This is a genomic window from Flavobacterium sediminilitoris, from assembly GCF_023008245.1.
GTDB classification, from domain to species: Bacteria; Bacteroidota; Bacteroidia; order Flavobacteriales; family Flavobacteriaceae; genus Flavobacterium; species Flavobacterium sediminilitoris.
Map to the genome: position 1 here is coordinate 2824641 of NZ_CP090145.1, position 23648 is coordinate 2848288.

Here is a 23648-nt window from a genome sequence, read left to right on the forward strand (position 1 = left end):
TGGTATATTAATGGTTTAAAATCTATAAAAAAATAAAACCCACTCGCTTTGCGAGTGGATTTTAGCACAAACTAAACCAAAAGATTGCAGTTATTTAAAAACAATATTTATTTTCGCTAATTAATTTTGCTGCAATTTTTTCTCGTAAACCAATTACGTTAGGCATATTGGTATATTTTGTAAAACGTTTTAATCCCATTAACATCATGCGTTGTTCATCACCTTCGGCAAAAGAAACAATACCTTCTTTTCCTTTTTGGTTTATAATATCAGTTGCATGATATAAATATAATTGTGCCATAGCAATTTGCTCTTGAACCTTATCAGCTCCTTCTTTCTTAGCTAATTTTTCAGTCCTAAGAATAGTACTTTCTGCCATGTATATTTCAATTAAAATATCAGAAGCAGCCATTAATAATTGTTGGTGATCTTCTAATTGTGGTCCATATTTTTGAACCGCAGCACCAGAAACCATTAAGAATACTTTTTTCAATTTTGCAATCATTTCTTTTTCTTCAGCAAATAACTCAGAATAATCTGGAGTATCGAAAGATGGAATACCCATTAATTCTTCAGCTACAGCCATTGCAGGACCTAATAAGTCTACATGACCTTTCATTGCTTTCTTCACTAACATTCCAACTGACAACATTCTGTTGATTTCGTTAGTTCCTTCATAAATTCTAGCAATACGAGCATCTCTCCATGCACTTTCCATAGGAGCATCTTCAGAGAATCCCATTCCACCAAAAATTTGGATTCCTTCGTCAGTACAGTTTTGAACATCTTCAGAAACCGCTACTTTTAAGATAGAACATTCAATGGCAAATTCTTCAACACCTTTTAATTCAGCTTCTTGATGTGTGTTTCCTTCACTAACTCTAATATTGATTCTATTTTCAATATCAGAAGCAGCTCTATAAGTAGCACTTTCTCCAGCATAAGAATTCATTGCCATTTCTGCTAATTTAGCCTGAATTGCTCCAAAACTTGAAATAGGTGTTTTAAATTGAACTCTTTCATTAGCATAGTTAACAGCACCCGAAATAGTTCTTCTTTGTGCTTCTAAACAAGCAGCTGCTAATTTGATACGTCCAACATTTAGGGCATTCATGGCAATTTTAAAACCTTCGCCACGACCTGCCAACATGTTTTCTACAGGTACTTTAGTTTCATTGAAGAAAACCTGACGTGTAGAAGAGGAACGAATACCTAATTTGTGTTCTTCATCACCTAATGAAATTCCGTTTGAAGGATCATTTTCAACTATGAAACCTGTAATGTTTTTATCGTCTTCAATACGAGCGAAAACAATAAATACAGAACAGAAACCTGCATTTGAAATCCACATTTTTCCACCAGTAATTTTATAGTGTGTACCATCTTCAGATAAAACAGCTTTTGTTTTTCCTGAATTTGCATCCGATCCAGCTCCTGGTTCTGTTAAACAGTAGGCACCAAACCATTCTCCTGAAGCTAATTTTGGAACATATTTTTGTTTTTGCGCTTCTGTACCGTATAAAGTAATTGGCATTGTCCCAATTCCTGTATGAGCACCGAAAGCTGTTGAAAATGAACCTGTTGCTCCAGAAATATAGTCACAAACTAAAACAGTGTTAGTAAATCCCATTCCCATTCCCCCATAAGCTTCAGGAACAGAAATACTTAAGAAACCAAGATCTCCAGCTTTACGCATCACTTCTTCAGTTAATGCATAATCTTTCTTTTCAAAACGTTCCTTATTTGGCCACAATTCTTTATCGACAAATTCGATAACTGAATCTTTCATTAATTTTTGTTCTTCAGAAAAATCTTCTGGTGTGAAAATATCTTCACATTTTGTTTCTTTTACAAGGAATTGACCTCCTCTGATAATATTACTCATATTTTTTGTTTTTAGGATGATAGATGATAGACGTGACTATTAATTATCATTAAATTATTTATTTTAAATTATTTTGAAATGACATTGTCGCTCGTTGAAATTCTTCAATTTTGCTTTCAATGCTATGTGTAAGTTCATTTGTTATGTATTTTCTATGATTTGCTAATATAATTTGCGTCTGTAATTCAAAAGACGATCCTAAAGAAATGTCTAGAAAATGACTAAATGATTTATCTGTTCTACTCGAACCTTCTGCAATATTTGAAGGAATAGAAATGCAACATCTATCCATTTGACTTTTTAATCCATATTTTTCATAAACTGGAAATGTGTCTGTTAAGTCTAAAATAATTTTTGATAATTCCATACTCATTAGCCAAATTTTAAGTTTCTTGAAGTTATGTCGTTTAAAATCACTCATTCTCAAAATCTATTACCTCTTCGTCTATTATCTTAGGGTCTTTATTTCAAAAACTCATAAATACCTGCGGTACCTTGACCAGTACCAACACACATGGTTACCATACCGTATTTTGCATTTCCACGCTTGCGCATTTCGTCAAATAATTGAACAGATAATTTTGCACCAGTACAACCTAGTGGGTGACCTAATGCGATTGCTCCACCATTTACGTTTACGATATCAGGATTTAAACCTAATTCACGAACAACAGCTAATGATTGAGAAGCGAAAGCTTCGTTTAATTCTATTAAATCAATATCTGACTGTTTTAAACCAGCTTGTTTTAAAGCTTTTGGAATAGCTTTTACAGGTCCAATACCCATAATCCTTGGTTCTACACCTGCCGAAGCAAAGTTTACAAGTCGAGCAATTGGTTCAAGATTTAATTCTTTAACCATTTCTTCACTCATTACCAATACAAAGGCTGCTCCATCACTCATTTGCGATGAGTTACCAGCCGTTACACTTCCATAAGCAGCAAATACAGGACGTAATTTTGCTAAGGCTTCTATTGAAGTTCCTGCTCTTGGTCCTTCATCTTTATTCACTACATAAGAACGAGTTTCTTTCTTACCGTTTTCATTAATGAAAGTTTCTTCAACAGTAATTGGCACAATTTGGTTATCAAAACGACCTTCAGCTTGTGCTTTTAAAGCTTTCATATGCGAATTATAAGCAAACTCATCTTGATCTTCACGAGAAACGTTGAATTGTTTAGCAACCGCTTCGGCTGTTAATCCCATTCCCCAATAATAATCTTCATGCCCAGCAGCAGCAGCTTTATAATCTGGAGTTGGCTTATAACCACCCATTGGAATAAAACTCATGCTTTCTGCACCACCAGCAATAATACAATCTGCCATTCCAGCTTGAATTTTAGCTGTAGCCATTCCGATTGTTTCAATTCCAGATGCACAATATCTGTTTACCGTAACACCAGGAACATCTTCTACTTTTAATCCCATTAAAGAGATTAAACGACCAACGTTTAACCCTTGTTCTGCTTCAGGCATTGCATTTCCTACCATAACATCGTCAATTCTTGTTTTGTCGAAGTTTGGTAATTCTTTCATCATGTGTTCGATTGTTTCAGCAGCCAATTCATCTGGTCTTTTGAAACGGAAAACGCCTTTAGGTGCTTTACCGACTGCCGTTCTATACGCTTTTACTATATATGCTGTTTTCATTTTTTTTTTAGATAATAGAAGAAAGAAGAAAGAGAAAAGACTAAATATTAATCTTTTTTCTTGGTTCTTTTTTCTTGGTTCTTTTTAGTTTCTCAATGGTTTCCCTTTAGTTAACATGTATTGAATTCTCTCTAAAGACTTTCTTTCACCTGTTAGTGATAAAAAGGCTTCTCTTTCAAGATCTAATAAATATTGTTCCGTTACTAATGTTGGTTCAGATAAATCACCACCAGCCATTACATAAGCTAATTTGTTTGCAATTTTCTTATCGTGTTCTGAGATATATTTACCAGCTTCCATACTGTCTGTTCCTACTAAGAACATTCCTAAAGCTTGTTTTCCTAATACTTTAACATCTTTTCTTCTTGGAGCTTGTGTATAACCTTGCTCTGCCATTTGTAATGCAACTTGTTTAGCAGTTGCAATTTGACGATCTTTATTAACCACAACAATATCTCTACCTTTTTGAAGAACTCCAGTATCAAAACCTTCATAAGCAGAAGTTGCTACTTTTGCCATACCTACAGTTAAGAAATATTCTTGTAGAACGTTTAATTCTACATCGTTTTTACGGAATAGGTCAGAAGCTCTTAAAGCCATCTCCTTAGAACCACCACCACCTGGAATTACACCAACTCCAAATTCTACTAAACCAATATAGGTTTCAGCAGCAGCAACAGCTCTGTCAGCATGCATAGTTAATTCACAACCACCACCAAGAGTCATTCCGTGAGGAGCAGCAATAACCGGAATTGCAGAATAACGACAACGCATCATAGTGTCTTGAAACATTTTGATAGCCATGTTTAATTCGTCATATTCTTGTTCAACAGCCATCATGAAAATCATTCCTAAGTTAGCCCCAACAGAGAAATTAGCACCTTGATTACCAATTACTAGTCCGTTATATTCTTTTTCAGCAATATCAATTGCTTTATTGATTCCTTGTAAAACACCAGCTCCAATAGAATTCATTTTTGAAGTAAATTCCAAATTGATAATTCCATCACCTAAATCTGTAATGATAGAATCGCTGTTATTCCATATTTTTTTGCTTTCGCGAATGTTATTTAAAATAATAAAAGCATCTTGACCTGGAATTTTTTCTACTTTTTTGTTTGTAGTAGAGTAGAAGTAAGTTGCTCCATCTTTTACAGAGTAAAAAGAAGTGATACCAGAAGCTAGCATTTCGTTAACCCAAGCAGCTGGTTCATAACCCTCAGCTTTCATTAATTCAATTCCTTTTTCAACACCAATAGCATCCCAAATTTCGAATGGTCCGTTTTCCCAGCCGAAACCAGCTTTCATAGCATCATCAATCTTATATAAATCTTCTGTAATTTCAGGAATACGATTAGATACATACTGGAACATTGAAGTAAAGTTCTTTCTGTAAAAATCACCCGCCTTATCTTTTCCTTTTACTAAAACTTTGAATCTATCAATTGGTTTGTCAATTGTTTTTGTTAATTCTAAAGTAGCAAAAGAAGCTTTTTTATTAGCTCTATATGCTAAAGTATCTAAATCTAAAGTTAAAATCTCTTTCCCTTCCTTTTTGTAGAAACCTTGACCTGTTTTACTTCCAAGCCAATTGTTTTCCATCATTTTGTTTACAAATTCAGGTAACTTAAATAATTCATGAGATTCATCATTCGGACAATTTTCATAAATTCCATTCGCAACGTGTACTAGAGTATCTAAACCAACAACGTCAACCGTTCTAAAAGTAGCCGATTTTGGACGACCAATAACCGGACCAGTCAATTTATCAACTTCTTCAACTGTTAATCCCATTTCTTTTACTTGATGGAATAAACTTTGAATTCCGAAGATTCCAATTCTATTTCCGATAAAAGCTGGAGTATCTTTTGCTACAACTGAAGTTTTTCCTAGGAATTTTTCACCATAACCATTTAAGAAATCTAATACTTCTTGTGAAGTTTGTGGACCAGGAATGATTTCGAATAATTTTAAGTAACGTGCTGGATTGAAGAAATGCGTTCCGCAGAAGTGTTTTTGGAAATCTTCACTTCTTCCTTCACTCATAAAGTGGATAGGAATACCGGATGTATTTGAAGTAATTAATGTTCCAGGTTTTCTATATTTTTCAACTTGTTCAAAAACTAATTTTTTAATATCAAGTCTTTCTACTACTACTTCTATAATCCAATCTACATTAGCAATTTTTGCCATATCATCTGTAGTATTCCCAGTTGTAATCCTATTCGCAAAACTAGGATGATAAATAGGAGAAGGTTTAGATTTTAAAGCATTTGTTAAATGATCGTTTACTAAACGATTTCTAACAACTTTGCTTTCTAAAGTTAGCCCTTTTTTGGCTTCAACATCTGTTAACTCTCTTGGAATAATGTCTAGAAGTAGAACTTCTACACCAATGTTTGCAAAATGGCAAGCAATTCCACTTCCCATAATTCCTGAACCAATGACAGCAACTTTCTTAATATTTCGTTTCATAGTTGGTTATAATTTATTTTTTCTCTGTATATATTTGTTTTTCAGCTATTAATTCATTTATTATTTCAGCCACTTCCATGAAGTGTTGTAATTTTTCTTCCGAAACATGCTCTTTAATTGTTTCATTAAATTTTAGTACTGTATTTTTTGATAATTCACGTTTTTCTTTTCCTTCATCAGTTAGATGTATAAGTACACCTCGTCCATCGATTGGATTTTTTTTACGATTAATTAATCCTTTTTCTTCCATTGACTTTAATGTTCTGGTTAAGCTTGTTGCTTCCATTCCCATTTTTGGACCTAGCATGGTTGAAGGAGTTCCTTTTTCTCGATCAATACTCAATAATGTAAATCCTGTTGCCATAGTTGCACCATATTTTGATGCTTCCTCATTATACATTCTTGAAACAGCTTGCCATGTAGCTCTAAGGACGTAGTCTATTGTTTTGTCTTTCATATAAGAATATAATTTCAAAGATAATAAAAAAATACTATGCATGCATAGTATTTATGTATTTTTTATGTTAATATTTTTATTAAAATTAAAAAGCTCACAAATAGAGTGAGCTTTAGGTAATTAATTATATATTTTATTGTATAAATCTTTATATTTTTCTAAAATAATTTTTCTTTTTAATTTCATAGTAGGAGTTAGGTGACCTTCTTCAATTGACCAAACATCAGAAGTAAGTTCAAATCGTTTAATTTTTTCCCAATTTCCAAATTTTTCATTAGCATGATCAATTTCTTCTTGAATTCGTTTAATTACTTCAGGGTTACTAATTATTGTTTCATTTGAAGTACCAATATCAAACCTTTTACGGCTTGCCCAATCTTTAACAAAATCAAAATTTAGTTGTATTAATGCTGCTGGCATTTTTTGCCCTTCACCAATTACCATTATTTGTTCAATAAAACGAGATTGTTTAAATGTATTTTCCAGCACTTGCGGAGCTATATATTTTCCACCCGAAGTTTTAAACATTTCTTTTTTACGATCTGTAATCTTTAAGAAACCTTCACTATCAATCTCTCCTATATCTCCTGTATGAAAATACCCATCTACAAGAACTTCTTTTGTTTTCTCTTCATCTTTAAAATAGCCAAGCATTACATTTGGTCCTTTACATAAGATTTCTCCATCTTCAGCTATTTTTACTTCACATTCATCGATTAGTTTTCCAACAGTTCCTATTTTGAAACCATTATTTCTCATATCATTTACAGCAATTACAGGAGAAGTTTCTGTTAATCCATAACCTTCCATTACATTAATACCCCCAGCATTAAACACACGAGCTAGTCTTGGTTGTAAAGCAGCACTTCCACATGCAATTACTTTAATATTACCTCCTAAAGCTTCTTTCCATTTACTGAAAATTAGCTTTTTAGCAATTTTTAATTTTTGTTCATAAAACCATCCATTTTTTCCGTACGGTTCAAACTCTAAGCCCAAATCCAATGCCCAGAAAAATAATTTCTTTTTAATTCCAGTTAAATCAGAACCTTTCGCAATAATTTTATCATATACTTTTTCCAAAACTCTTGGAACAGCAGTCATAACTTCTGGTTTTACTTCTTTTAAGTTATCACTTAATGCTTCAATCGATTCAGCAAAATAAATACTAACACCAGTATATTGATATAAATATAAAAGCATTCGTTCATATATATGACAAATAGGCAAGAAACTTAACGCTCTTGTATTTTTAGGAACAACTGGAAAGCGAGGTGTACAATTTATAGCATTACTAACGATATTTTTATGCGATAGCATTACTCCTTTTGGTCTACCTGTTGTTCCAGAAGTATAAATGATTGTAGCTAAATCATCAGTTTTCACACTCTCTTTTCGTTCTTCTACACTTTCTTGATTGGAACTATCTTCTCCTAAAGTTAGAAGTTCTTTCCAACTTTTACACCCTTCTATGTCATTATATGAATATATTTCTTTTAAAGATGGTATGTTTTTCTTTACTGCGTTTAATTTTTCAAACACTTCTGCATCAGAAACAAAACAATATATAGATTCAGAATGATTTAAAATATATTCATAATCTTCTGAAGTGATTGTTGGATATATAGGTACAGTTTGAGCTCCTGTTTGTAAAATACCAATATCGCAAATATTCCATTCTGTTCTATTACTAGAAGATATAAGTGCGATTTTGTCATTTTTTTGAACATTCATTCTTAGCAATGCTCTAGAAATAGCATTTGCTTTATCTATATATTCTTTTGTAGAAGTCTTTACCCATTCGCCATTATACTTAGTAACTAATGCATCAGATAAATTATATTTTTCTAGTTGGTGATAAGGAAAGTCAAATAAACGAGTGATTGTTGACATAGTTTAGGTTAAAATTTAGTATTGCAATTTAGTAAAAAAAAGGATAAATAAAAAAAATGTGAGTTAAACTATCAATATTGTTATTTTTGTACAAAATTTATAATAAAAATTAATGAAGTTGTTTTTTAGATTAGAAGAATATAAAGTTTTAGCTTATAGGATTTTATTAGCTTATTTGTTCTATTTTTTTGCCAGAATCTTATTCTATTTGTATAATTCTGAAATGGTTGAAGTTTCTTCTATTATAGAATTTTTAAAGATTTCATATCATGGATTAGCATTTGATACAACTTCAATTTTGTATATTAATGGATTATTTATTCTTTTATCAATTCTTCCATTTTTTATAAATACACATAAAAAATATCAAAAAGGATTATTTTGGTTGTATTTTATTTCAAATCTATCACTGTATTCTCTCAATTTTATAGATTTTATATACTATAAATACAATTTTTCAAGATTAACACTTGCCGCTTGGGATATTATTAAGCACGAAGAATCAAAAGGAGGTATGCTATTTCGTTTTGTTATTACATATTGGCATGTATTTATATTATATATATTAACTTGTGCATTATGGGTGTTCTTATATAATAGAGTGAAAATTAAAAATGATACACAAATAAAATCAAAAGTAGGGTATGTTCTTAAATCAATTTTAGGAGTATTAATTGTTGCTACTTTATGTGTAGGAGGAATAAGAGGAGATTTTAAAAAAAGTACACGTCCAATCAATTTAGTTGATGCAAACCGCCATGTAGCAAAAATTCAACAAGCCGATTTAGTATTAAATTCAACATTTACTTTTTTACGAACTTTAGGAGTTAAAACATTCAAAAAACAAGATTTTAATATTTCTAATGAAGTTATTGAAGAAAGCTTTAAACCAATCAAGTTTTATAGTTCAAATAATCCATCTAAACCCAATATTGTTTTAATTATAACAGAAAGTTTAGGAAGAGAATATTGTGGAGCATTTAATAAACATTTAAATATTAAAGATTACGTAAGTTATACTCCTTTTTTAGATTCACTCGCAAATCATAGCATGATTTATACTAATGCTTATGCAAATGGATACAAATCAATTCATGGAATGTCCTCTGTTCTTTCAGGAATACCTTCTTTTAAAGATGCTTTTACATCTTCTCCTTATGCAAAGCAGAAAATAGAATCGATGGTCTCTTGTTTAAAAGAAAAAGGATATGATACCTCATTTTTTCACGGTGCTCCAAATGGTTCTATGGGATTTTTAGGTTATGGAAACATCTTAGGGTTTGATCATTATTACGGTATGACTGAATATGGAAATGATACCGATTTTGATGGCTCATGGGGAATTTGGGACGAACCATTCATGCAATTTATGAATACTACAATAAGTAAAAAGAAACAACCTTTCTTTAGTACTATTTTTACCGTTTCTTCACATGAACCTTACGTCGTTCCAGAAAAATATAAAGATAAGTTTCCAAAAGGAAATATCCCAATGCATCAATGTGTAGGGTATACAGATTTTGCTTTTAAACAATTTTTTAATGCAGCTAAAAAAGAACCTTGGTTTAATAATACAATTTTTGTAATTACAGCAGACCACTGTAATCAAGTGAATTATTTTGAAGACTATTATCATAATATAATGAATAGGTTAGCTGTGCCAATATTAATTTATAAACCAAACAGTGATTTAGTAGGAAACAGTGATGAAATTGCACAACACATAGATATATATCCAACAGTGATGGATATGATAGGATATGACAAACCATTTAGAAGTTGGGGAAGAAGTTTATTAACCAAAGAAAAAGACATAAAACCATATTTAATTAATTACAATTCCAATAATTACTATTTCATGAAAGATGGTTATATTTGCGTCTTTGATGGAAAAAATGCAATTGGCTTTTATGATGAAAAGGACAAAAAATTAATACAGAATTTAATTTCTAATCGAAATCAAAAAATGAATAAATTAGAACAAGAGTGTAAAGCATTTATTCAAGACTATTTTAATAAAATAATAGATAAAAAATTATCAACCAAATAAGAATAAATGAAAAAAAAGCTATTATATTTAGTCATTTTGCTAGCTGCAATTTATGGAGGAAAATATGCTTATGATATGCATATTAATCATAATTTTGAAACAATTACAGAAGGAAAGGTATATAAAAGTGGTGTAATTCCGCCAGATGAAATTGAAGATTATGTAAAAAAATATGGCATTAAAAGTGTTATTGATTTGCGTTTTCCAGGAACAGGTGACGATGTTAACAATCCAGAAGTACCTGCTGAATTACTTGCTGAAAAAGAAGCCGTTTCAAAAATTGAAGGCGTAACTTATTTTAACAACGGTTCAGACCAAGTACCACAAAAACATAATTTAGATATGTTTTTTAAAATTATGGATGATCAAGATAATTACCCTGTATTAATACATTGTTACCATGGAGTAGGAAGAGCCGAAATGTATTCTGCTATTTATAGAATAGAATATGAAGGAATGGACAGAGATGAAGCAAGAACAAGTACACGTTTACTAACAAAATGGAGTTCTTTTGATTTAGGAACACCTAAAGGAGATTTTCTACATACTTATATTGGTAGAAAAGACAGTATAAAATAAATCGTTTAGACATTTAAAATACAAAAAAACCATAGTTTTTCAACTATGGTTTTTTTATAAACTTTTATTGCTTTCAAAAGAACAAAATTAATCCACTTTTTTAAAGACAACAGTTGTTTTATCAGGATTTGATAAAGTAAGTCTATTGTTTTCTATTTTATAATGAATACTACTAGATAATGCTTTTACAAATTCACCTTCTTTATTACCTGGACCACACATCATTCGTGTTGTAACAACATTTACGAAACGAAGTAAGCCTTTTTCAAAAAACAATTTCCCATTCATTCTGTTACAACCAGCATGTCCTGAAAAAGTATTCTCCTTAGCATTAACCTCCATTTGAGGCAATTCTTTACTAAAATCAGCAATACCAACCTTCTTTCCATTTAATTCTTCAAGAACCCAAATATCATGTAAACGGTAATCAGTAACATAATGTCCGCAACCATTAATCTTTGTAAAAGTTAAATCTTCATTCTTTTTATACTCTATACTTACTTTATAAGGCGATTTTTCACCAGACATAGCATTTGTACATTCAGATTGAGAAATAGTAATATTAAATTCATACAAATCTGTTTTTGTTCTATATAATTTAATATTACTATCCGCAGCACGAATAGGTTCTACTGAAGGAAGAGAAATAGAATCACCATCAATTGTCTTAAATATAAATGTAGAGTTAGTTAATTTAATATCCCAAAAAGGCTCAGTTCCTGTACCTATGAAATAAGCTTTTTCTTCATTTTGATTATCAGTAACAACTGTTTTTTCAATTTCTTTTGGCTCATCTACTGAAAATTCAGTACCATTTTCATTCTTTCCACTATTACACGATGCTAACATCATTAAGAAATAAAGTGCAAATAAATTAAAGACTATTTTTTTCATATCTTTTTATTTTATAATTATAATAAAATTTTTCACAAAGATAACAAATTTGATGCCATAAATGATTACACAACTGCTGCTAAAGCCAATAATCAAAAGAAAGAAGAACCAAACACTATTTTTATTTAAACCTTAAATTATGAGATATTTTTTTGAATTCAATCAAATTTTGTTCAAAATCAGTTCCAGTTATCCCATAAAAAGATATCGCCTTATCATCATTTATTAAAACGGTTAAATAAACAAGTTTTTCCATACCTTTTGATTCCGCAATATATTCAGTTTCGATACTTTCATAACCATTTATTTTTCCAATAACAGGCTTTCTTTCTTCTTTTAAGCTAAATCCATTTTGCAATAAACCATTTATTATACTTTCTGTCATCATCTCTTTTGTAGTTGAGAAATCATTAGGAAGAGTAGAAATCATAACCATTGGCTCATTATTGTAAGATTCCTTGACAATTCCATTTTCTGAATAGATAAACATATTTGCACTCGATTTTGCAAATTTAAATTTTGAATCATTTGAATCAATTTCAAAAAAGCTAGTAGCTAAAGCATCAATTATTATTTCTTTATCATACTTTATTTTTAATAATGCATCTTTAATTTCTGTTAATAAAGTTTTGTCACTTGAATTAGAAATTGCCATTACCATTACCGAAAAAGTACTATCGCCAAAAACCAAATTGATGTATTCTTCTTTTTCATTTCCTTTTAAATGCGCATATTTAGCATTGTAATTATCAATTTTAATCTCTTTGAAATCTAAGACCTTAATCCCTTTATTCTCAAATTCTGATTTTGTGAAAGTGTTTGTGTTTGAATCATAATTTCCACCTATTAAATCCATCACTTGAATCATGGATTCATTTTCTTTTTCAAGACCTACAATGCTTTTTGATATTTTGAAACCATTAGGAGGAATAATTGACAATCTAGTTCCTGGAATATTTAGATATTTGTTTTGCTTTTTTTCTTTAACATCATTACAAGAATGAAAACTTATAGAAAACAATAAAATAAAAAATAGAATGCTTCTTTTCATCAGATTTTTTTATTCAAATATAAGAATAGAATTAGAAAAGGATAAGAAGAACATATAAATTAAAAAAGACAATTTCTTGTGGAAATTGTCTTTTTATTATTTTAAAGATACATTTTTTACTTTTTTAAATTCTTTGCTAAAAAACCTAAAGTAGCCTCATACATATCAATTGAATTTTCTTCCTTATGAAATCCATGACCTTCATCATATTTTACCATATAAGGCACATCAAAACCTTTTGCTCTTAAACCAGTTACAATTTGATCCGATTCTGCAATATTCACACGTGGATCATTTGCACCTTGAATTACAAAGAGTGGTTTTTTAATTTTATTGATTTGAAAAACTGGAGAAACTTCTTTTGCAATCGCAGCTTCTTCCGGATTATCTAAATCATACCAAATTTGTTTTACAATTTCTTTATAAGGTTTCCAATATTCTGGGAATGAATCAAAGAAAGTAAAAATGTTAGAAACACCCACATAGTTCACACCACAAGCATACAAATCAGGTGTTTTTACTAACCCCATCAATGTAGCATAACCACCATGACTTCCACCATAAATAGCAATTTTATCTTTGTCTACCCAACCTTGTTCAATTGCATAAGCCACACCATCTTCTACATCATCCATTAGTTTTCTACCTATTTGTTTAAAACCAGCACGTAAAAATTCTTTTCCATAACCTCCAGATATTCTAAAGTTTACTTGTAAAGTAGCATAACCACGACTAGCAAATAATTGTGTTTCAGGATTAAAACCCCAAGAATCTCTTATACCTTGTGGACCACCGTGAGGATTCACAATTAAAGGCACTTTTTTACCTTGTAAAGCCTCTTTTGGTAAAGTAATATAGCCATAGATTGTTTTTCCATCTCTACTAGTAAATTTAATAGGTCTCATTTCTGCCATGTCAGTTTCTTTTAACTGAGGCATTAAATCATATAATAATTTAAACTTCTTCGTTTTAGCATTATATTGATAATAAGTACCATATAATTTATCACTTTGCACAATTACTAAAAATTGAGTCTCATTATCATCCTTATCAACTATGTAAGACTCTTTATTAGGAAATTCCTTTTTCATTAACCCATAAATTTCTTTGTATAGTTTACTCACAGGTATAATTTCACTTTTTTCACCTTCATAAGAAAAATTATCAATTTCATAATTTCTTTTTCTTGAAAGATTTAAACCACTCACATCAAATGTAGGGTTAGAAAACACTTCTTTAATAATTTTTTTAGTAGCTAAATCATATAATACAATACGGGTTTTGTCACTATCCAAATTAGTTATAACATAAGCCTCATCTTTATTTTTAGAAGCATAATTAAAGCTGATAATCCCAAATGAATCATCCCAATTGGTAGTAGTGTGTAATTTAAATTCTCCCGTTTTATTGTCTTTGTAATAGAATTGATTTTGTACACCATTAACCAATTTGCTATACCCTCTAAGGTTTCCGTCTTTGTCAAATTCATACCCTTGAATAGGATTAGCAATATCTTCATTTTTATACAATTGCTCTAAAGCACCTGTAACAATATTCAATTTAAAAGGCTCAAAAACTTGCTTATTGTTTTTGTTCATTGACACAATAATGTAATCCTTTTGCTCTTTTAAAATGTTATCAATACTAGCCTTAACACCATCAAAAGGAGTAAGATCTTTTAAATTATTTCCATCAAGATTTACACCATAAATATGATAATTTTCATCACCACCTTTATCCATAGCAAAAAATAAACGCTCGTCATTAATCCATCCATAACTACGCACTAGTTCATCTTTCTCCTCAATAGCCTTTTTTACAGTTCCAGTAGCTAATTCTTTAACATAAACATGACGTTTGTTGTTTTCATCCTTTTCACGATACGACATGTATTTACCATTTGGAGACAATTGAAAACCAGAAGCTTTTGGTTTAGCAAAATAATCAGAAACAGAATACTTATAACTTCCTTTATCATAAACCTTCATTTTTTCTAACTCCTCTTTAGAAGAAGGCAAAGTTATATTTCCAGGCAATTTGCTTTCGAATGAAGAAAGAGTAAGAGGTAATTTCATTCCTGCTTGACGAAATTCACCTATAATTTCTTTATTTTTAAATTCACCTACAAATTCAATCCCCATTTGTGGTGCTTTTAGCGTAATAGAATTATTATTTACTTCCGTTTTGTCTATGGCTATTCCTGAAGCTCCTTGCATAGGAACATCCATAGTTGATGTGTAAACATTGTCCTTTTGTGCAATATGAAAAATAACCTCTAATTTCATGCCTTGCACATCCAATTCTCCTTTCCAGTCTCCAACAAATTGCTGGGCTTGTGTGGTAATACTCATAAGTAATAGAATAATTAAATTTTTTGTTTTCATAGAATGTAAAATTTAGTTTTTAAAGCACCTTGCTTTTTTGCTTTAATTTTGATTGACTAAACATAGGACTTGTTTTCAACTAAAATGTTACAGACTATCGTTTGAATATTTGTAAAATTATGACAAATTTAACGCATTATTGCCCTCTAAATCTAAGATTCGATAGTAAGACGATTAACACCCGATTTTTCAATTTTCATTTATTATTTGTTGTTTCAAATATAACTATTGTCTGCCTTAGAAGCAAGACAATAAGAGTGTAAAATATAGATCAGTTAAATAAAAATAAAAACATAATTGTATTTTTAAAACAAATAATTATTTTTAACTATATACAAGAAAGTATAGATTTATCAAGTAAAAAAGCAAAAAATAATTATATTTTTTTACAACAAGTTATTTTTACACAAAGATGTTATCATTTTTTTTATTTCCCACAATCTTGTCATTCCGACGCTAGGAGGAACCCCATTAGCAACAATCAATCACACCATCTTGTCATGCTGTAAGCATCCCATAAGTAGCCCCACAAACCGATTCAATGCTTCATTTCTAACTTCCAACTTTTCATTACTCACAATCTTGTCATTCCGACACTGGGAGGAATCCTATTAGTAACAATCAATCACACCACCTTGTCATGCTGTAAGCATCCCATAAGTAGCTCCACAAAACAATTCAAAGATTCATTTCTAACTTCTAACGCTTCATTTCCCCATCATCTTGTCATTCCGACACTAGAAGGAATCCTATAAGTAACAATCAATCACACCATCTTGTCATGCTGTAAGCATCCCATAAGTAGCTCCCCAAACCGATTCAATGCTTCATTTCTAACTTCTAACTTTTCATTTCCCCATCATCTTGTCATTCCGACACTAGGAGGAATCCCATTAATAACGATTAATCACACATCTTGTCATGCTGTAAGCATCCCATAAGTAGCTCCCCAAAGCAATTCAACACTTCATTTCTAACTTCTAACGCTTCATTTCCCCATCATATTTCATTCCGACGCTAGGAGGACCTCATCAGTAATAATTAATCACACCATCTTGTCATGCTGTAAGCATCCCATAAGTAGCTCCCCAAATCGATTCAATGCTTCATTTCTAACTTCTAACTTTTCATTACTCACAATCTTGTCATTCCGACGCTAGGAGGAATCCCATTAATAACGATTAATCACACATCTTGTCATGCTGTAAGCATCCCATAAGTAGCTCCACAAACCAATTCAACGCTTCATTTCTAACTTCTAACTTTTTATTTCCCCACAATCTTGTCATTCTAACACTAGGAGTAATCCCATTATAACAATCAATCACACCATCTTGTCATGCTGCAAGCATCCCATAAGTAGTTCCTCAAACAAATTCAACGCTTCATTTCCCCATCATCTTGTCATTCCGACACTAGGAGGAATCTCATTAGTAACAATCAATCACACCATCTTGTCATGCTGTAAGCATCCCATAAGTAGCTCCCCAAACCAATTCAAAGCTTCATTGAAACTTTAAACTGTAAACTTTCCATTCTTCAAATACGGTTTCCCGTAAGCTTGCCTTAGCAGCTTAGTTTATCTTTGCAAAAAACACGTAGAAATACCTGTTGGTAGTACCAATAATTTTCGCTAAGTTTGAAAAGCATCATATAAAACAAATGACCAACCAAAACCCAGAACAAATAGCACGTGATACCATTGACAAACAATTAGTTGCTTGTGGATGGATTATACAAGATAAAAATAAATTTAATCTTGCGGCGGGTTTAGGGATTGCTATAAAGGAATACCAAACAGATATTGGTCCTGCCGATTATGTTTTATTTGTAGATAAAAAGCCTGTGGGAATTATTGAAGCCAAGCGTGCAGAGCTAGGTGGTATCTTAACCGCAGCAGAAGACCAAGCGGAAGGTTATGCCAAAGCAAAATTACGTTTACTCGATAATAAACCTTTGCCTTTTGTCTATTTAAGCAATGGAGAAATTGTAAAGTTTACCGATTATAGAGACCCAAAACCACGAGCAAGAAACTTGTTTACATTTCACAGACCAGAAACTTTAGTGCAATGGATTGGACAAGAAAAATCCTTACGTGCTCGTTTACAAGATTTACCAGCATTGCCAGTAGAAGGTTTGCGGGATTGCCAAGTAACTGCTATTACCAATTTAGACATTTCTTTTAAAGACCAACGCCCAAAAGCCTTAATACAAATGGCAACAGGTTCTGGAAAGACTTTTACAGCCATTACCTTTATTTATCGATTGCTAAAATATGCCAAAGCCAAACGTATTTTATTTTTAGTAGATACCAAAAACTTAGGAGAACAAGCCGAAAGTGAGTTCCGAGCTTTTACGGCTAATGAAGACAATAGATTATTCACCGAATTGTATGGGGTTACGCGATTAAACAGTTCGTTTATCCCTAATGATTCGCAAGTCTATATCAGCACCATTCAACGCATGTATTCTATTTTAAAAGATACAGAACTAGACGAAAGTGCCGAAGAAGAAAATCCTAATGAATCTCGTTTTATTCCAAAAGAACCCGTTCCTGTTGGGTACAATGAAAAAGTGCCAATTGAGTTTTTTGACTTTGTAGTCATTGACGAATGCCATAGAAGTATTTACAACCTTTGGAAACAAGTGTTGGATTATTTTGATGTGTTCCAAATTGGGTTAACCGCTACACCAGACAATAGAACCTTTGGTTATTTCAATCAAAATTTGGTGTCTGATTATGGCTATGAAAAAGCCGTTATTGATGGGGTTTTAGTGCCTTATAATGTATTCACCATTGAAACCGAAATTACCAAAAACGGAGCTAGTATTTTAAAAGAGTTTAGTCCTCTTATCGACAAGCGTTCCCGACAAACCCGTAAAAAGTTTTGGGAAGCCTTGGATGAAGATGAAGTATATAGTGGCAAACAATTAGATAAAGACATTGTGAACCCAAGTACGATAAGAACCATTATAAAAGCAACAAAAGACAATTTGCCAGCCATGTTTCCTGACCGATACCCTGTAGAGACAGGTTGCGACCTGTCTGCTGTAGAAAAAGGTTGCGACCTGTCTGCTGTAGAAAAAGGTTGCGACCTGTCTGCTGTAGAAAAAGGTTGCGACCTGTCTGCTGTAGAAAAAGGTTGCGACCTGTCTGCTGTAGAAAAAGGTTGCGACCTGTCTGCTGTAGAAAAAGATTGCGACCTGTCTGCCTTTGAAGTACCAAAAATGTTGATATTTGCCAAAACCGACAGTCATGCAGAAGACATTATCGACATTGTACGAGAAGAATTTGGAGAAGAAAACAAGTTTTGTAAAAAGATAACCTATCGTTCAGAAGAAGACCCCAAAAGCGTCTTGCAACAGTTTCGAAACGAGTATTACCCACGTATTGCCGTTACGGTAGATATGATTGCCACAGGAACCGACATTAGACCTTTAGAAGTGTTGTTGTTTATGCGTGATGTGAAAAGCAGAAGTTATTACGAACAAATGAAAGGTCGTGGCACGCGTACTTGTTCTATTGAGGAATTGAAAGCCAAAGGTACACCTACAGCCAAGTTTAGCAAAGATCATTTTGTAATTATCGATGCTATTGGTGTGGAGCAATCGCAAAAAACAGATAGCCGACCTCTAGAAAAAGCACCAGGCATTTCTTTAAAAGATGTAATTACGAGTGTAGCGATGGGTAATACTTCCGAAGAAATGATGAGTACGCTTGCCAATCGCTTAATTCGTTTGGAAAAACAATTGCAAGACAAACATAAAAAGGAATTTACCGAAAAAGCCAATGGTTTAAGCATTAACCAAGTGGTACAAAAACTACTAAATGCGCACGACCCAGATACAATTGAAAGTCAGAAGTGGAAAGTCAAAAGCGAAATGAGAGGAATGCCTCCAGCTGACATAGAAGCTGCCATTGAAAAAGCCAATCAACAATTGATAGACGATGCCGTAGCGGTTTTTAACAGTCCTGATTTACGTAATTTTATTATTGACATTCGTAAAAAGCTAGACCAAATTATTGATGTCGTCAATATAGATACCATTACCAATATAGGTTGGGTAAAAGACCAAGAAGTAACCAGCAAAGCATTGATTGAAGACTTTAAAACGTGGATTGAAACCAACAAAGACGAAATAACCGCTTTGCAAATCTTTTATGCCCAAGAGTTCAGACACCGCACTTTTACCTATACCATGATAAAGGAACTGTGCGAAAAACTAAAAACTGAAAAACCTTTATTAGCTCCTGTGAGTGTTTGGAAAGCCTACGAACAATTAGAAAAAACCAATGGCTCTGCTAAAAACGAGTTAATCGCTTTAGTATCTTTGATACGAAGAGTGGTGGGTATGGATAGTACGTTGACCAGTTATGACAAAACGGTAGATGCTAATTTTAAAAAATGGATTTTTGAAAAAAATGCAGGAAAACACAATGCCTTTACCGAAGACCAAATGCAATGGTTGCGCATGATGAAAGATTATGTAGCCAAAAGTTTTAGCATAGAAAAAGACGATTTTGATTTAAGCCCTTTTAATGCAGAAGGTGGTTTGAGTAAAATGTGGGCGTTGTTTGGGGAAGAAACTGACTTGATTATTAATGAATTAAATAAAGTATTAGCAGCGTAATGGCAGAAGGAATGAAAAACTCAATACCAATTCATGATATAACAGATCCTGATTTATTCCAACAAATTGTAGCTGAATATTTTCGTTGCTTAAAAAATGAAAAGCAAGATTTTCATATCTCAGATATTGATGTAGATGATACAGGAATTGGCTGTGACAATGGTTGTGATATTTTAGTAGATTTTCATTTTGAAGATGCCATAGGAAAACACACACATAGATGGGTCGTTGAATGTAAATCTCAAAAAAGAGCTGTTGGTAATAAAGATATTAATACTAATAATTTATATTCGATATTAGATAGTAATAAAGCAAGTGGTTATTTGTTAGTATGCAAAAGTGATGCAAGTAGTCAATTAAAAAAACTATTAAAAGATAATGACAAATTAAAAGCAGTAATATGGAATGGTGCACAACTATGGAGAAAATTAATAGCTTCTGAATCACTACTAAAATCATTTTTCCCAAAATATTATAAAGAGAACTTTATAATAAATAATGCTAAAGTAGATTTTGAAAATGCATTTGAACAATTTGAAAAACAAATAGAAGAATGAGAGTTTTTGTATCATATTCGTTTATAGATAAAGAATTATATCTATTAACACTCTTAGTGAGTAAACTAAGGGAGAAAGGAAATACTGTTCAATTATCTGATAATAATTATTTATCTAAAAATTACATTAATAATTCTGAATTATTTCTTGGATTAATTACAAATCACAGTGACTCCATAAACAATGTATTTAACGAGTGGCAAATTGCTGAAAAGCTTGGCAAACAAAGAATTTTATTAGTAGAAGAAGGTGTAAATGTATATAGAAATGATATTGAATTTATAAGATTTAATAGAAATAATCCACAATTAGCCATTCAACAATTGTTCAAAGAAAACGAAGATAAACCTGTTAGAAAACCAAATGTAATAGAAGACATTGTAACTGCGGGTGCAGTAATAGCAGGTATTGCAGCTTTACTATCATTATTAGATAGTGGCAATAAGAAGAAGTAAAATGAAAAAAAACTGGCAAATAAAAACTCTAGACGAAGTTTGTAAAATTATTATGGGACAATCACCACCGAGTGACACTTATAATGAAAATGCAATAGGAATGCCTTTTTTTCAAGGTAAAGCAGAATTTACAGATTTATATCCAATAGCAAGAAAATATTGTAATAAACCTAAAAAAATTGCAGAACCTTTTGATATTTTACTTTCTGTAAGAGCTCCTGTTGGAACTACAAATATTGCTAATCAACAATGTTGTATTGGAAGAGGATTAGCAGCTTTAAGATTTGAAAATTATAAATATGGTTTTTACTTTTTAAGAAGTATTCAATATGAATTAGATAGTAAAGGAACTGGAACTACTTTTAGAGCTATATCTGGTGAAACTATTAGAGAAACTCTAATTCCTTATCCATGCATAGAAACCCAACAAGCCATAGTCTCCAAAATAGAAGAACTTTTTAGTGAGCTAGACAAAGGCATAGAAGATTTAAAAACCGCACAACAGCAACTCAAAACCTATAGACAAAGTGTTTTGAAATGGGCTTTTGAAGGAAAGTTAACGAATGATAATGTTAAGGATGGTGAGTTGCCAAAGAGTTGGGAAATTATGAAATTTGGTGAAGTCGTAAATAATTATGACGGAAAAAGACGCCCACTTAGTAGAGATGTAAGAGCTAAAAGACAAGGAAAATTTAGATATTATGGAGCTACCGAAATTGTTGATTATATAGACGATTTCTTATTTGATGGTAAATACTTACTTATTGGAGAAGATGGAGCTAACTTAGTAAGTAAATCAAGACCACTTGCATTTTTAGTTGAAGGTAAATTTTGGGTTAATAATCATGCTCATATTGTCCAAACTAAAGAATTATTAAATATTGATTTTTTGTCATATTATTTCAATTCATTAAATCTTGCAGAATATGTAACTGGAACTGCTCAGCCAAAATTAAATCAAGCTAACATGAATAAAATTCCTATTCCTATTCCTAAAATAGAAGAGCAAAATGAAATAGTCCTAGAGCTAGAAAGACGTTTAAGTGTTGCCGATAAAATGGAGGAAAGCATTGCACATAGTTTGTTACAAGCAGAGTCGTTGAGACAGAGTATATTGAAAAAGGCTTTTAGTGGGGAGTTGGTTTAAAAAGATAAAATATGAGTGCTATAAAAGAAAGTCTATTAGAAAATTCAAAATCAGCTATCATTGCTGGAATTGAAATTCATAATAAACCAATATTTAGTTACAGATATGAAATTACATCAATATTAATTATCAATGCATGGGAATTATTATTAAAAGCTTACATAGCCGAATATAACCCAGAAGTAAGAATTATAAAAAAAGATGGAACAACAAAACCTTTTGAAGAATGTTTGCATTTTGTTTCCTCTAAAATAGGAAATAGTTTTAGAACCACTGAAGAAAACTTAAATAAAATCTATGAGTTTAGATGCAATGTCATACATTTCTATAAAGATAATTTAGATGCTGTGTTATATTCACTTTTGCACAAAAGTGTTTATTTCTACAATGATTTTTTGAAAAAATATTTTAATAATGATTTAGCCGAAGAAACCAACTTAATATTATTACCTATTGGATTTAAACCATTTGTTAGTCCAATAGATTTTTTAAATAAAGAATCAATATTAAATGAATCATCTTCTTCAGTTCAAAACTTCATTAAAAGTATAATATATTCTACAGAAAAATTAAATAAAGAAGGAATTGAAGAGAGTATTTTAACTGGTTTTAATGTATCAGTGGTTAATGAAAATAGAGTGAAAAATGCTGATATTATAGCAGCTATAACTAAAGATTCTTCAAAGGCATCAATATTTGTAAACAAAGTCATAGAAGGAAAATTATCTAATGATATAGATGCTCAAAAAATTAGCATTGAAGAAGAAAGTTTATTTAAAACAATTTATACTTTAAAATATAATCAAGTTACGAATAAATGTAGGGAAATATATTCTGATTTTAAACAAGGCACTAAATTTAATAAGATCATGAAATCAATAAAAGATAACCCTGATTTTCATAAAAAAAGATACTTAGATATTGTTAGCAAATCAGGTTCAGGTCAAGATTTTTATAGTAATAAAATTTTTGAAGAATTAAATAAAAATTATACTCTCAAATCATAATTTCTCTATAAAAATATATAAAATAAGTGGAATACATAATAGAAAAATACAATTTAAAACTCATTGATGCAGAAAACAACAGCTGTAAAACAGAGATATTTCCACATGAAGGACTAGCCTTTTTAAATGAAAGACGTAAGTTGTATGTAGTTTATCATGCTAGTGAAATCTTCTATGTAGGTGAAGCTCACACTTCTATTAAAACACGATTTCAAAGAGGATACAATGCATACAACTATTATAAAAGAAATAATGATACTGCTCGCAATGGCTATAAAGGTTATAAATGGTTGAATAAAGAACATAATTCTCATAGAACCCTAGCAGTAAGTGTAGTAACATTTCCCGAAGAGTATGACTGTAATAGAGAAATGATTGAGGCTATTGAAGGAGAGTTAGTATATTTGATTAGAAATAAATTTGGCTATTGGCCTAATTTTCAGAATGAAATACATTTTAGTAATTGTGAAGGAGCTTTGGAGATTGCTGAGGACATTTTGAATGAGATTTTTGGGGAGTTAGATTAAATAAA

17 protein-coding genes are annotated in these 23648 nt (G+C 31.3%); 8 read left to right on the forward strand and 9 right to left on the reverse strand.

The features are described 5' to 3' along the window. Positions 1–94: 94 nt before the first annotated feature. The 6 genes from LXD69_RS12895 to LXD69_RS12920 form a co-directional block, all read right to left on the reverse strand. Entirely contained in the window at positions 95–1885 is a 1791-nt protein-coding gene (locus LXD69_RS12895) for an acyl-CoA dehydrogenase family protein (protein ID WP_246915708.1), read from the reverse strand. A 58-nt stretch (positions 1886–1943) separates the two neighbouring features. Continuing rightward, positions 1944–2306, reverse strand: a complete 363-nt coding sequence (locus LXD69_RS12900; protein ID WP_246915709.1) for a four helix bundle protein — start codon at positions 2304–2306, stop codon at positions 1944–1946. A 41-nt stretch (positions 2307–2347) separates the two neighbouring features. After that, positions 2348–3535 carry an acetyl-CoA C-acyltransferase gene (locus LXD69_RS12905; protein ID WP_246915710.1) on the reverse strand — a complete coding sequence of 396 codons (1188 nt, stop codon included), beginning with the start codon at positions 3533–3535 and terminating at the stop codon, positions 2348–2350. Positions 3536–3619: 84 nt separating this feature from the next. Next, positions 3620–6010: a 3-hydroxyacyl-CoA dehydrogenase/enoyl-CoA hydratase family protein gene (locus LXD69_RS12910; RefSeq protein ID WP_246915711.1), complete on the reverse strand. Its 2391-nt coding sequence runs from the start codon at positions 6008–6010 to the stop codon at positions 3620–3622. Positions 6011–6023: 13 nt separating this feature from the next. Continuing rightward, positions 6024–6467 carry a MarR family winged helix-turn-helix transcriptional regulator gene (locus LXD69_RS12915; RefSeq protein WP_045966918.1) on the reverse strand — a complete coding sequence of 148 codons (444 nt, stop codon included), beginning with the start codon at positions 6465–6467 and terminating at the stop codon, positions 6024–6026. A 120-nt stretch (positions 6468–6587) separates the two neighbouring features. After that, on the reverse strand, positions 6588–8360 hold the full coding sequence (locus tag LXD69_RS12920; protein ID WP_045966920.1) for an AMP-dependent synthetase/ligase: 1773 nt from the start codon (positions 8358–8360) through the stop codon (positions 6588–6590). Positions 8361–8472: 112 nt separating this feature from the next. On the opposite strand from LXD69_RS12920, the gene LXD69_RS12925 reads away from it, so the two are divergent. Next, the gene (locus tag LXD69_RS12925; RefSeq protein ID WP_045966923.1) at positions 8473–10410 is read left to right on the forward strand and encodes an LTA synthase family protein; all 1938 of its coding nucleotides are present in this window, start codon (positions 8473–8475) and stop codon (positions 10408–10410) included. Between the two features lie 6 nt (positions 10411–10416). Continuing rightward, positions 10417–10989, forward strand: coding sequence for a dual specificity protein phosphatase family protein (locus LXD69_RS12930; protein WP_246915712.1), 573 nt, complete (start codon positions 10417–10419; stop codon positions 10987–10989). A gap of 87 nt (positions 10990–11076) precedes the next feature. Here LXD69_RS12930 and LXD69_RS12935 read toward each other — a convergent pair whose 3' ends face one another. From LXD69_RS12935 to LXD69_RS12945, 3 genes are all read right to left on the reverse strand, one after another. After that, entirely contained in the window at positions 11077–11883 is an 807-nt protein-coding gene (locus tag LXD69_RS12935; protein WP_045966926.1) for an META domain-containing protein, read from the reverse strand. 121 nt (positions 11884–12004) lie between these two features. After that, on the reverse strand, positions 12005–12934 hold the full coding sequence (locus tag LXD69_RS12940; RefSeq protein WP_246915713.1) for a hypothetical protein: 930 nt from the start codon (positions 12932–12934) through the stop codon (positions 12005–12007). 116 nt (positions 12935–13050) lie between these two features. Beyond that, the gene (locus tag LXD69_RS12945; protein WP_246915714.1) at positions 13051–15318 is read right to left on the reverse strand and encodes an alpha/beta hydrolase family protein; all 2268 of its coding nucleotides are present in this window, start codon (positions 15316–15318) and stop codon (positions 13051–13053) included. A gap of 1662 nt (positions 15319–16980) precedes the next feature. Between LXD69_RS12945 and LXD69_RS12950 the strand changes: the two genes are divergently transcribed. The 6 genes from LXD69_RS12950 to LXD69_RS12975 are packed head-to-tail and all read left to right on the forward strand — an operon-like array spanning position 16981 to position 23643. Then, a complete protein-coding gene (locus LXD69_RS12950) occupies positions 16981–19950 on the forward strand; it encodes a type I restriction endonuclease subunit R (protein WP_246915715.1) in 2970 nt (989 codons plus the stop codon). A gap of 11 nt (positions 19951–19961) precedes the next feature. After that, positions 19962–20507 (forward strand): restriction endonuclease, encoded by a 546-nt coding sequence (locus tag LXD69_RS12955; protein ID WP_246915716.1) that lies wholly within the window; start codon positions 19962–19964, stop codon positions 20505–20507. Beyond that, positions 20504–20962, forward strand: coding sequence for a toll/interleukin-1 receptor domain-containing protein (locus LXD69_RS12960; RefSeq protein WP_246915717.1), 459 nt, complete (start codon positions 20504–20506; stop codon positions 20960–20962). Before LXD69_RS12955 ends, LXD69_RS12960 begins: the two co-directional genes overlap by 4 nt. A 1-nt stretch (position 20963) precedes the next feature. Beyond that, on the forward strand, positions 20964–22109 hold the full coding sequence (locus LXD69_RS12965) for a restriction endonuclease subunit S (protein ID WP_246915718.1): 1146 nt from the start codon (positions 20964–20966) through the stop codon (positions 22107–22109). Positions 22110–22120: 11 nt separating this feature from the next. Next, complete coding sequence (locus LXD69_RS12970) at positions 22121–23116, forward strand: DUF3644 domain-containing protein (protein WP_246915719.1); 996 nt, start codon at positions 22121–22123, stop codon at positions 23114–23116. 26 nt (positions 23117–23142) lie between these two features. Then, positions 23143–23643, forward strand: coding sequence for a hypothetical protein (locus tag LXD69_RS12975; RefSeq protein WP_246915720.1), 501 nt, complete (start codon positions 23143–23145; stop codon positions 23641–23643). The last annotated feature ends 5 nt before the right edge of the window (positions 23644–23648 follow it).